Raw genomic sequence first — 12,232 nt, 5'->3', positions numbered from 1 at the left:
TGAACTCACAATCCAGGAACGCTTAACTATGCTCACCGTCTATGGCGAAGGTCGTGGCTTCCGCGTTATTTGGCTGCTTGAGGAATTAGGATTGGCTTATCGGCTGCGCCCGGTCGATCTGCTGGCAGTCGAGAATGATCGCGATTTCCTCGCGATCAACCCCGCCGGCTTCATTCCCGCACTGCAGGACGGCGAGACGATCATGGTCGAATCGATCGCGATTCTTGAGTACCTGCTCGCCTGCCACGGCTCAGGCTCGCTTGCCGTCGTCCCGGACGATCCCGCCTTCGCTTCCTATCTGCAATTTCTGCACTTAGGCGAGGCCGGGCTCGCCGGGCCGATGAACGCCGTCTTTGTCGGTCGCGAACTGGCGCCCGAAGCCGAGCGAGATGCCCGGGTTACCTGCTGGGCACTCGAGACCTTCAAGAGCCGGCTGGACTTGGTTATCCGCCGCCTCGCGGATTGCCCCTATCTCGCCGGCGACCGATTCACTGCTGCCGATATCTCGGTGAGCTACGCCCTCCTGCTTGGCCTGCGAACTGGTAACTACGTTCCCGGTTCTACCGAGCGGCACTATCTCGCCCGCACGACGGCACGCCCTGCCTACGTCCGAGCGATGGAAAGCTGCCAGGCCACCAAGGCCTGGGCGGCGAGATCGCCGGGATTGTAGTGCGCGCTTCATCGGAGAGGCCAAGCGCCCGATTGAATAGTTGCGAAACAGACTCTACCGCGAGCGCAACCTCATCAAGCTGTTTTTAGCATTCGCCGGCACTCCTGTTGCCAGGATGGTGGCAGCAGGGTTGTGGTAGGCGCCTCCAAAAGCTCCAGGACGGGAGGCAGCGGTGGGGGAGTGGCTCGGGGTCGCGATCGCGCTGGCGTCGAGCAGCATCGGCGGCACCGCCGCAGCGATTACCCGTTATCTCGTCGCAGGTGCCGATCCGGTCATGCTTGCGATCCTGCGCTGGGGGATCGGTTTTCTCTGCCTGCTGCCGTGCGCGTTGCTGCTTCGCGTCCGCTGGCCGCAGCGATCCGACTGGCCGGCCGTGATGGCGCTCGGCATCTGCTTCTTCGGCCTGTTCTTCATCCTCTACAATATCGCGGTGTCCTACACGACCGCCGCGCGCGCGAGTCTCGCGCTGGCAACGCTACCGCTTCACACCATGGTCGTCGGTGCGATCCTCGGCGTGGAACGGCTGACAGCGCGCAAGATCGCGGGCGTCGGCATTGCCGTGCTCGGCGTGGCTGCGGCGTTGGCCGTGGGGCTCGCGCAGAGCCCGCCGGGCGCGTGGCGCGGCGAACTGATCATGACCGGCGCGGTGTTCTGCATGGCTTTCTATAACGTGCTGTCGCGGCCGCTAATGCAGCGCTCCAGCGCGCTCGGCTTTCTCACCGTCGGCATGGGCGCGGGCGCCGCGGTGCTGGTGCTCGTGGGTTTTGCGAAGGGCAGCTTTGCCGCTCTCGCGCACTTCACCACGGCGCAGTGGATCGCCGGAATCTATCTCGGCGCCGGCGGCGGTGCGCTCGCCTTCATGCTCTGGGTCATGGCGCTGGCGCGCGCGACGCCGACCCGGGTCGCCAACACGATGACGGTCAATCCGATTGCGGCAACCTTGTTGGCGGCACTGCTGATCGGAGAGCCGATCACGCCAAATCTTCTGATCGGGCTGGTTGCCGTGTTCGCCGGGATTTGGATCGCGACCAGCGAGGCGAAGCCGGCTTAGCTCTTCGGTGCCGTGACCGTAGGCGGGCTCGCATCCGGCGTCTTCTTCGGCTTCAGCGTGCCGGCATAGAACGAGAGCAGCCACACCAGCAGAATGGCGAGGAGATAGACGCCCCAGGCCTGCGGCGGTGTCATGGCCCAGCGCAGAAGGCCTTTGAACGTGCGGGGCGGGGGGCTGTCTTCGGTCATGGTGCGCTTGTGCGCGAAAGCGGTGGCACGGTCAATCCGGCCGAGGCGCTGCGCGGATCAGGAACAACGCCGCCAGCGCCGACAGGCTGAGGGCGGATGAGACCATCAGCACTTTGGCGCCCATGACGTCGATCAGCAGGCCGAAAGCCAGCGGTGCCACGGCTTGCGCCATCCGCGCCGGCGCGCCGATGATGCCGAGGCGATAGCCGAAATCCTTCGGGCCGAAGATCGAGAGCGGCAGCGTTCCGCGGGCAATCGTCAAAATGCCGTTGCCGGAGCCGTGCAACAGCGCAAAGGCGCTGGCCGCGGGGGCGCCGAAGATGGCGACGACGGCAGCTCCGATCGGATGGGTGAGGCAGGCGAGCCGCGTCGACCACAGCGGATGGAAGCGGGAGAGAAAGCTCGCTTCGAGGATGCGGGCGACCACCTGCGCCGGGCCGATCAGCGCGCCGGCCGCGATGGCCTCGATATGCGTCGCGCCCATGGTTTCCAGGATGCGCGGGAAATGCACGGCCATGGCGCCGGTGACGGTCCAGACCGCAGCAAAGACGAAGGCGAGCAGAAACATTGTGCGGTCGAGCGGGAGATGTGGCTTGTCGGCCGTTGCCGCAGCCTGCTTCGCGCCCTTGATCGCCGGCAGCATGAAGAAATTGAGCGGCAGGCCGATCAGGATGTTGGCGGCGGCCCAGGCGAAACACGTGTCGCGCCAGCCGATATGAGTGAGGCCCCAGGCCGTGAGGGGCCAGCCGATGGTGGAGGCAAAGCCCGCCATCAGCGTGATGCCGGTGATGGGCCTGCGCGCCGCCGTGCCGTAGATGCGGCCGAGCGCGGCGAAGGCAGCGTCATACAGCCCCATCGCCATGCCGATGCCGAGCACGAGCCAGGCGAGCGCCATCACCGGAACGGATTGCGAGAACCCAAGAAGCACGAGGCCGGTGGCAATGGTCAGGTTCGAGGCCGATAGCACCTGCCGCCCGCCGACGAGATCAATCTGCCGGCCGATGCGCGGCCCCAACATTGCGGAGATCACGAGCGAGACCGAGAACGCGCCAAAGATCCAGTTGGTGGAGATGCCGAGGTCGTGCGCCATCGGATCCGCAAGCAGGGCCGGCAAATAATAGCTGGAAGCCCAGGCCAGGGTCTGCGTCGTGCCGAGCGCCAGGATGATTGGAAGCTGGCGCTGGCTCATGTCCCCGTATTTCTGATCGGCGGTGTCATCATTTGCATTTGCGGCCCGAGGCGAGAGCGCGTCAACAGCGTCCGCGGCATATTCGATCTGCTGCAGGCGGGACCTTGGTCTGCACACGGTCTGCGCGTGGCCTTTCGCTCGTCACGAATGCACGCCATAATGGCGTATGCAATTGACCTCGCGCCTCGCGCTGATGAACTGGCTGGCCGGCCAGGGGCTCACCGGACTGCCCGAACCTGAACTGCTGCGCGGCTTCTGCGAGCGCTGCCGCGCCGACGGACTGGAACTCTCGCGCGGCCTCGTCGTCATCGACACGCTGCATCCGATCTACGAGGGCCGCGCCTTCCGCTGGAGCGATACGCCGACCAACGAGAGCGACGTCATCGAGTACGGCTCGACGGCGGAGGGCGACGCGGCCAAGAACTGGCGCCGCTCGGTATTTTATCATTTGCTCGAACATGGCCATGACGAGATGGTGATCGACCTCGCCGACGCGCCCTCGCTCGATTTTTCGCAGATCGGCGACCTTGCCGAAACGGGTCACCGCCATTTCCTGGCTTTCGTGCACCGCTTTGGCGAGACCGGAGCGCTCGGGCAGATGGACTGCCTCTACTCCTACTGGACCACGCGACGCGACGATGGCTTTACGGAAGCCGAGCTCGCCGCGCTGCGCGATCTCGTGCCAGTGCTGGGGCTGGCGATCAAATCGGCGCAGCAGGTCGACATTGTTCGGACGCTGGGGCGCGTCTATCTCGGGCGCGATGCGTCAGAGCAGGTCCTGCGCGGGCGTATCTCGCGCGGCGTCACCGAGCGCATCAACGCCGTGCTCTGGTATTCGGATTTGCGCGGCTCGACCGGGATCAGCGAGAGCATCGGGCCGGACGAGATCATCCCGTTCCTCAACGACTATGCCCAGGCCGTGATCGACGCGATCCACGATGGCGGCGGCGACGTGCTGAAGCTGATCGGCGATGGCGTACTTGCGATGTTTTGGGGCGAGGACATGGCGGATGCGCGACGGGCCGCGTTACGGGCCGAGCACCTGTTCCGCAAGAATGTCGCGGCGCTCAATGCACGCCGGGCGGCGGAGGGCCGTCCGACCACGTCGGCCTATATCGGCCTGCATGTTGGCGAGGTCTTTTACGGCAATATCGGCAGCGAGGACCGGCTCGATTTCACCGTGGTGGGCCCGACGGTGAACGAGGTCAGCCGCATCGCCTCGATGAGCCGCTCGGTCGATCGCGAGCTGCTGGCGTCGGCGGAATTCTACAAGGGCCTGGACGCTTCCGGCCGCCGCTACCTCGTCTCCACCGGCCGCTATGCGCTGCGCGGCATCGGCCGCGCGCAGGATCTCTACACCCTTGATCCCGAGGTCGATTCGAGCGAGCCGGTGACCGGGAGCTACGAGCGGTATCTGGCGAATTAGCACCGCGCCGGCGCTTCGTCCCCCACCATGGCCGGCTGCCGGTCCAGCACCACCGCGGGCGAGAGCCAAATGATCAGCGCTTGCACGCCGAACACGGCCGCAGCGAGATAGAGGCACGCTTCCGCGCTCCAGAAGCCGCCGACGATCGCGCCGAGCGCCGAGCCGAGCGGGCGGGCGCCGTAGCTCATGATGTTGATCGCGGATACCCGCCCCAACAGCCGCGGCGGCGTCACCGACTGGCGCAAGGTCGTGGTCGAGATCACCCACAGGATCGGGCCGACGCCGAGCAGGAAGAAGCTGAGGCCCGCAAGCCACGGCGAGGGCACCAGCACCGTCAGCGCCATCACCACCGCAGCGACGAAGCCGGTGACCGGGCCGAGGCCGACCACGGTGCCGAACGCGATGCGCTTCATCACGCGCGTGGCGAATAGCGCGCCGATCACCATGCCGACGCCGTACATCGTCAGCACGGTGCCGACGCCGGCGGCGGTCAAGCCGAGATGGCGCACCGCGTAGGGCACGAATACCGCGATCTGCAGGAACCAGCCGGTGTTGAAGATGAACTGCGTGATGAACACCGGCCGCAGCAGCGGATGATGAAACACGAAGGCTGCGCCTTCGCGGATGTCCTGGAACGGATGGCGACGCGGCACCGGTGCGCGCGCGGGCTCGTAGATGCCGGAGAGCAGCACCACGGCGATAGCCGAGAGCGCTGCGGCAAAGCCGAAGGCCGGGCTTGCGCCCCACCAGCCGACAAGCGCGCCGCCGAGCGCGGGACCGCTTGCGAAGGCGATGGTACGGGCAAGCTCGATCCGGGCATTCGCCGCCGGCAACAGCTCCGCGCTCACCAGAGAGGGCACGAGCGCCGGTGCGGCGACGCTGTAGACGACGGTGCCGCACACGGCGGCAAAGCCGAGCAGCGCGAGCAACGACAGATTGAGCACACCGAGCGCGAGCAGGAGCACGATCGCCGCGAGGGCCACCGCGCGCAGCGCCTCGGCGCCCGCCATCAGCGAGCGGCGGGAGATGCGGTCGGCGAGCAGGCCGGCGGGGATGGCGAACAGGACGAAGGGCAGGGTGAGAGCGGTCTGGAGCAGGCCGGTCTGGCCCTCGGCCACACCCAGCGTCAGCACCGCGACGATGGGGGCCGCGGCCAGCGCGATCTGCTCGGCCGACTGGGCCGCGAGGTTGGACCAGGCCAGGCGGTTGAAGGTCTCAGGGAGGCGGGGCGGATTTGACATGGCTCATTTCCTGCAAAGTCGGATTGGCGCCAGTATCGGCTTCCGGGGACGGCCAAACCCACCCGCTTCCCGACAGGCTGGGGCAAAACGAGGCGGTCGCAGGGAACCGATGCGGCTAGATGCAGTTGCAAATGAGTTGCAATAAGGTTCGACATCGGTATTGTGCCAACATGGATGCCCGATCGCCCGATCTCACCCAGGAACTGACCCAGGACGCCGCCGGCTGGCGCGACGACGCGCCGACGACGAAGAGCCTGGCCGAAGTGAACGCCACGGTCGCCATCCCCGCAGGGGGGGCGTGGTGGCGGCGGCTGCTGGCCTTCGTCGGCCCGGGCTACATGGTCTCGGTCGGCTACATGGACCCCGGCAACTGGGCGACCGACCTCGCCGGTGGATCGAAGTTCGGCTACGCGCTGCTCTCGGTCATCCTGCTCTCGAATTTGATGGCGATCCTGCTGCAGTCGCTGGCTGCGCGGCTTGGCATCGTCACCGACCGCGATCTCGCGCAGGCCTGTCGCGCCACCTATTCGCCGGCGGTGAATTTCCTGCTCTGGCTCGCCTGCGAAGCGGCGATCATTGCCTGCGATCTCGCCGAGGTCATCGGCACCGCGATCGCGCTGAAACTCCTGTTCGGCATTCCCCTGGTCGGCGGCGCGCTGATCGCAGCGATGGACGCGTTCCTGCTGCTGATCCTGATGAACCGCGGCTTCCGTTTCCTCGAGGCCTTCGTCATTGCACTCCTCGTCGTGATCGCAGTTTGCTTCACGGTCCAGCTTGCCGCGGCAGCGCCGCCGGTTGCCGAGATGCTCAGGGGGTTCGTGCCGGCGACCGAGATCTTCACCAACCCTGACATGCTCTACATCGCGATCGGCATCATCGGCGCCACCGTGATGCCGCATAATCTGTACCTGCATTCGTCGATCGTGCAGACGCGCGCCTATGAACGTAATGACGAGGGCCGGCGCGAAGCGATCAAATGGGCGACGACGGATTCCACCATCGCGCTGATGCTGGCGCTGTTCATCAATGCAGCGATCCTCGTGGTGGCGGCTGCGACGTTCCATAAGAGCGGTCATTCGGACGTTGCCGAGATCGGGCAGGCGTTCGAATTGTTGTCACCGCTGCTCGGCCTCGGCATCGCCTCGACATTGTTCGCGGTCGCGCTGCTGGCCTCGGGCCTCAATTCAACGGTGACGGCGACGCTCGCCGGCCAGATCGTGATGGAAGGCTTTCTCGACCTGCGCCTGCCGAGCTGGGCCCGTCGTCTCGTCACCCGCGGCATTGCGATCGTTCCGGTGATCGTCGTCACGGTGATCTATGGGGAGCGCGGCACGGCCGATCTTCTGGTGTTCAGCCAGGTCGTGCTGTCGATGCAGCTTCCCTTCGCGGTCATCCCGCTGGTGCGCTTCGTCTCCGACCGCCGCAAGATGGGCCAGTTCGCGATACCGACGTCAGTCGCTGCGATCGCGTGGATCGTCGCAGGCGTGATCGTGGTTTTGAACGTGAAGCTGCTGGTGGATACGCTGTTCGGGTGAGACAAGCCGACCGCTTGCTCCGCCTGTTCACGACAGCCGTGCCCCTTCATTTCGGGCCGCTAGCGGCGCGAGGGCAGGCAGACAGATGGCCCTCGATTTTGTGAACTACGTCGCTTTTCAATTTGGGTGGCACGCGTATACTGGCTCTCAATTACCGGTTGGACGTAATGTGTAGGCGTAATATCATGTTGTTCATTTCAGGATTGATTTTGAACCCCGCGGGATGATCGGCGGTCCCGCGCCGGAGGAAATGCGCCGACTGCATTTTCTCCGGAGCCATCTGTCGGTTGTGCGCGAGCCACGTCGGCGCGCATAATTCTTGCTTAGATTCATTGGTTTGATCGACAAGTTGTTTTTCTGCTGTGCGGGTTCACGTCCGGGAGGGGGCGATGATCAGGCCAGAGCGCATTGGTTGTTTCGGTGAATTCATTGAAGCGTGGAGGCAGCCGTGACCAGGTGTCCCACATGTTCAGCCCGTGCTGCCCCCGAGCATCGCTTCTGCTCCCAATGCGGCGCGGGTCTCGATCGTAGCGCGGAGGAGCCCGACACCGCGGATCAGGATGCGCGCGTTGTCTCGCTGCGTGATCATTTGCCGTTTCGATCAAAGATGCTGACCGAAAACAAGCAGGTCAGCGTGCTGTTCGCCGATGTTTGCGACTCGACCAACCTGCTGCAACATGCCGACCCCGAAGAGGCTCGCGACTTTCTCGGCAAGGCGCTGGACCAACTGGCCGAGGCGGTCGAGACCTACGGCGGCACAGTAAGCCAGTTGCTCGGCGATGGACTCGTCGCCTTGTTCGGTGCGCCACTGGCGCAGGAGGATCACGCCTTACGTGCATGCCTTGCCGCCCTCAAGATGCAGAGAGCAATCATTCCCGGCCACGACGTGCAAAGCGCCGTAAGCCCGATGCTGCGAATCGGCATCAATTCGGGAGAGGTGTTGGTCGGTGTCGTCGGACAATACGAATGGTCTCATTACGGTGCGGATGGCAAGACGATTCACCTTGCGTCACGGCTCGAAAAGATGGCTCCGCCCGGCGGTATTCTGATCAGTGCCGCGACCCAACGGCTGGTCGCCCAGCAGATCGACACGCGGTCGGTAGGGACCCGACCGGTGCGGGGATTGGACGAGCCGATCGAACTTCACGAGGTCGTCGTCGAGACTGAAAGTTCGGCAGCGGCGCCGCTGACGCGCAAGCAACGTTGGGCGCCCCTGGTCGGACGCGAAGAGCCCTTGAGGATCCTGGCCGGAGACGTCGAGGTCGTTCGAAAGGGCGGAATGCGAGTGATCGGGCTGTGTGGCGATCCCGGGATCGGAAAGTCCCGCTTGATCGCCGACTGGACGGCTGCCCTCGCAACCGAAGGTATGGAGGTGTGCGTCTCGCAGGCGAGAGGTTATGCGAGCACGCGCGCTTACAGCACCGCCGCGGACCTGATCGCAAGCCTGGTCGGGTCGGCGCAAATGAACGTGACGGACGTACGACAGTCGGCCAGGCAGGCCTTGATCGAGGGATGGCCCGTCGATGGGGCCGACCACCTCGCGGCGGCCAGCGACCTACTTGGGCTGGCATCGCCCGATCAGGCCTGGCTGGCGCTGAACCCGGCACAACGACGCCGCCGCATTGGCGAGGCACTGCTGTGGCTGGTGCGCAGGCGCGCCCGGTCCGGCCCATTCGTGCTGGTGCTTGAGGACGTTTTCCTGGCCGATCGCGAGAGCCGGAGGTTATTCGAGGCCTTGCTTCCGAAGCTTCAGGGGTTGCCGGTTCTGATTTGCGTCAGCTATCGGCCCGGTTTCGACCATCAGTGGCGACAGGTGCCTTGGTTCGCAGAGCGCATGATCGAGCCTCTACACGACGGCGAGATGCTCAGGCTCGCGCGGGCCCTGCTGGGGGACGAACCATCCGTGCTCGGCGTCATGAGCGAGCTGGTCGCCCGCGCAGACGGCAATCCCTTCTTCCTCGAGCAACTGGTCATCACTCTGATCGATGACGGATCGTTCGAGGGAACGCCGGGCGCTTATCGCCTGCGGAGACCTCTCGGAGAGCTGCGCGTGCCGGGCTCGATCGCCGCGGTCATCGGCGCGCGGACTGACAGGCTGCCCGAGGCCGCCAAGTCTGCGCTCGAGGCTGCCGCCATCCTTGGCGATCCCATCACGCGCGAACTGATCGCCGCGATGCAGGCCGTAGACCTTTCGCGCGCCGAAGAACTGCTCGGCCTTTGCGTCGCGTCCGGATTGCTGACGAGCCCGGAGCAAACAAACGTACTGCTCGAGCCGCACGCATTCGCGTTCCGCCACGCGCTGGTGCGCGACGTCGTGCTTGGGGTGCTCACACGTAGCCGGCTCAAGGCGCTGCATCGGCAGGCCTTCCTGGCGCTGCACGCGCAGCCGGGGGCCGCGGATCCCGATGCCGCGCCAGCGTTGGCGCATCATTCCTTCAAAGGCGAGGAATGGGAGCAGGCGGCGAAGTTCGCCGTCAAGTCGATGGCGCGGGCCATCTCGCATTCGGCCAATCAGGAAGCCCTCCAATTGTTCGAGAAAGGCATCCAGGCGGCGCGGCGTGTCGACGGCGCCTCGACAGCGCAGGCCCTGGAGCTTGCGCTTCGGCTGGAAGCCATGGGAGCAATGCTCGCCCTCGGGCAGATCGACGACATCTTCAGCAACATGGAACGGGCCGAAACCATCGCCGTGCATCTGAACGATCAGCGCGCACGGGCGGCAGTATCGACACAGACAGCGGTATTTCTGTGGATGCGCGGACGTTTCGAGCAAGGCTTGCGCTACGCTTCGCTGGGCCTGGAAGCAGCCCGTCTTGCACAGCGTCGCCACATGATGATGGCGGCGCATCAAACCCGTCTCATGCATCTGCACGCGCTCGGGCGATATGCAGAAGCGGCCGTCGAGGGGCGCGTCCTGCTGTCCGATTATGGACCGGAGCTGTCGGCGCATCGTGTCCAACCCGGATGGGCTGCCATCCCCGTCATCAATCTGTACGCGTTCCATGGCAGCTCGCTCTGGCGCCTGGGCGACGTGGAAGCCGGGCACGACTTCTGCGCCCGCGCCTACGACATCCTGTCGAGCGTCAACCATCCCTATTCCCGGCTGCTGGTGGACACCGTTCAGGCGCAGATCTGGCTCGAGATTGACGAAGTGGACAGGGCCGAAGCCCTGATGCGCAACGGCGTACAGCAATGCATGACGCACAACGTGCCGACCATGCTGGCCGTTTGCTCGGGCGTGCTGGGAGCGGCGCTTGCGCGCAACGGCCAAGCCGCCGAAGGGGCCCGGCTGCTGGAGAAAGGATTTGCTGATCGCATCCACGACGCGGCCGGCCCGTATGGCCGAACCTTCATGCGTGTCAGCCTCGGCGTTGCCTATCGGAATCTCGAACGGCTGGATGATGCGGTCACGGTCGGGCGCAAAGCTGTCGAGCAGGCCGGCGAAGAGTACGGGCATCAGACCGAAGCTCTGTACGAACTCGCTGAAACGCTGCGGCAAGCCGGCAAGGAGTCGGAGGCCCAAGCCTATTTCACACGGACCGCGGAGGCGGCGGACCGCCTGGGCATGCTTTTCTACCAGAGATGGGCCACCAAGGCCCTTGCAGATCTGCGCAAGGATTGGAACGCAGCATGAAGATTACACCCGGCATGCCTGACGCCCTGCCTCCGGGGCTCCGCAACCTTTTCTACGGTATTTTTTGTTGGGCCAACCGCCATCCGGGTGCCCTGCGCGCGGTCGGCGTCATGCTTCGGCGGTGGCCGTTCGTCGCGGGCTGGTTGGGGATGGCGGCCCGCGCCAGTGCAGTCAAAGCCGTGTTGACGAGGCCGAATAGTTTCTCGAACACGGCGCACGCGGCCAACCTGTCGGCCGGTGACTATCTGATCGGAATGGATCCCGGCGCCACCTACACCGCCGACAAGATTTTGCTGGATGATCGGCTGGCTGTCCTGAAGGCGACATTGCCGGCTGCGGCCGATCTGGCGGTCCAGGCCTACGTTAAGGCCCTCCAGCCGCTCGGGGCGGACAAGTCGTTCGATCTCATCGAGGATTACCTGATGTGGATCGTGTTTCGCGCCATGTATCCCTTGTTCGGGCCGGCCACCGACAGGGTGGCGGCGGGCGCGACCGGCAGCCTCAATGACCCCGGACTGCAACGGCAATATCTTCTCGAGATCCGCTACGTGGCAGGGCAGCTTCTGGCCGGCAGTTCGGCGACACTCAGGGTGCAGCGCAGGGCCGAGCTCAACGCTGACGCACTGAAGTCGCGCATCGCGGGCGTGAGGACCGACATTCAAAATGCATGGAGCCTGCCGGGTCACAACATTGACCGAAACGCAATCGGACTTGCCTGGATCTCGCACCCGGTGACGGTGCAGTCGGGGGCTCTTGCCGTTCAGGAGCTTCTGGGGCGCCCCAATGTTCACAAGGCCCTGCGAGAGGAGGCGCGCCGGCTTGGGGACCCCGGAGTTTGGCAGTGTGCGAAATTTCGCGCTTCCGTGCGCGACCATGTGCTGGAGCTGATGCGCTTCCGTCCGATCTTTCCGCTGCTTGCGCGCGATGTGCCCCGCGCCACGGAATTCGAGACGGGCGCGCGGCACAATGCAACATGTCCCGCCGGTGGAAAGATGGCGATCTGGGGGATCGCTGCACTGTTCGATCCAGAAGCGGTGGAGAACAGCAGGCAATTCTGCCCGGCGCGCAACTGGGGCAACCAGGCGGACTTGCGGTGGATGATGTTCGGTTACGGCACCCGCCAATGCCCCGCCATGGTTTACGCGGTCGAAATCCTGACCAGCGCGCTGATTGGCCTGTTGATCCTGCCTGAGCTGCAACTGGCGCGAGGTGAGGGCAAGGCCATCACCTACGACGGACCGCTGATGTCGCAAATGCGCGTGAGTTTCATTTAGCTGGCGGGAGGGGAACGGGCATGCTCG

At 65.0% G+C, this 12,232-nt stretch carries 9 protein-coding genes; 6 read left to right on the top strand and 3 right to left on the bottom strand.

The features are described 5' to 3' along the window. The first annotated feature begins 28 nt into the window (after positions 1-28). Positions 29-670: a glutathione S-transferase family protein gene (locus tag YUA_RS0106715; RefSeq protein WP_027529988.1), complete on the top strand. Its 642-nt coding sequence runs from the start codon at positions 29-31 to the stop codon at positions 668-670. 172 nt (positions 671-842) lie between these two features. Continuing rightward, the gene (locus YUA_RS0106710; protein WP_027529987.1) at positions 843-1,721 is read left to right on the top strand and encodes a DMT family transporter; all 879 of its coding nucleotides are present in this window, start codon (positions 843-845) and stop codon (positions 1,719-1,721) included. Here the strand turns inward: YUA_RS0106710 and YUA_RS0106705 are convergent. Together YUA_RS0106705 and YUA_RS0106700 are read right to left on the bottom strand one after the other, a co-directional pair. Next, positions 1,718-1,909: a hypothetical protein gene (locus tag YUA_RS0106705; protein ID WP_027529986.1), complete on the bottom strand. Its 192-nt coding sequence runs from the start codon at positions 1,907-1,909 to the stop codon at positions 1,718-1,720. The genes YUA_RS0106710 and YUA_RS0106705 overlap by 4 nt on opposite strands. A gap of 31 nt (positions 1,910-1,940) precedes the next feature. After that, entirely contained in the window at positions 1,941-3,098 is a 1,158-nt protein-coding gene (locus tag YUA_RS0106700; RefSeq protein ID WP_027529985.1) for an MFS transporter, read from the bottom strand. Between the two features lie 166 nt (positions 3,099-3,264). Between YUA_RS0106700 and YUA_RS0106695 the strand changes: the two genes are divergently transcribed. Next, complete coding sequence (locus YUA_RS0106695) at positions 3,265-4,524, top strand: adenylate/guanylate cyclase domain-containing protein (protein ID WP_027529984.1); 1,260 nt, start codon at positions 3,265-3,267, stop codon at positions 4,522-4,524. Here the strand turns inward: YUA_RS0106695 and YUA_RS0106690 are convergent. Beyond that, positions 4,521-5,765, bottom strand: coding sequence for an MFS transporter (locus YUA_RS0106690; protein WP_027529983.1), 1,245 nt, complete (start codon positions 5,763-5,765; stop codon positions 4,521-4,523). The genes YUA_RS0106695 and YUA_RS0106690 overlap by 4 nt on opposite strands. 170 nt (positions 5,766-5,935) lie before the next feature. On the opposite strand from YUA_RS0106690, the gene YUA_RS0106685 reads away from it, so the two are divergent. The 3 genes from YUA_RS0106685 (at position 5,936) to YUA_RS0106670 (ending at position 12,205) form a co-directional block, all read left to right on the top strand. Beyond that, positions 5,936-7,300: an Nramp family divalent metal transporter gene (locus YUA_RS0106685; protein WP_027529982.1), complete on the top strand. Its 1,365-nt coding sequence runs from the start codon at positions 5,936-5,938 to the stop codon at positions 7,298-7,300. A 607-nt stretch (positions 7,301-7,907) separates the two neighbouring features. Further along, the gene (locus tag YUA_RS0106675) at positions 7,908-10,931 is read left to right on the top strand and encodes an adenylate/guanylate cyclase domain-containing protein (protein WP_245285116.1); all 3,024 of its coding nucleotides are present in this window, start codon (positions 7,908-7,910) and stop codon (positions 10,929-10,931) included. Further along, positions 10,928-12,205, top strand: a complete 1,278-nt coding sequence (locus YUA_RS0106670) for a cytochrome P450 (RefSeq protein ID WP_027529980.1) — start codon at positions 10,928-10,930, stop codon at positions 12,203-12,205. The genes YUA_RS0106675 and YUA_RS0106670 overlap by 4 nt, the downstream gene beginning before the upstream one ends. The last annotated feature ends 27 nt before the right edge of the window (positions 12,206-12,232 follow it).

The sequence above is a fragment of the Bradyrhizobium sp. WSM3983 genome (genome assembly GCF_000473045.1).
Taxonomy (GTDB): domain Bacteria; phylum Pseudomonadota; class Alphaproteobacteria; order Rhizobiales; family Xanthobacteraceae; genus Bradyrhizobium.
This window is presented reverse-complemented; position numbering and strand designations above follow the sequence as displayed.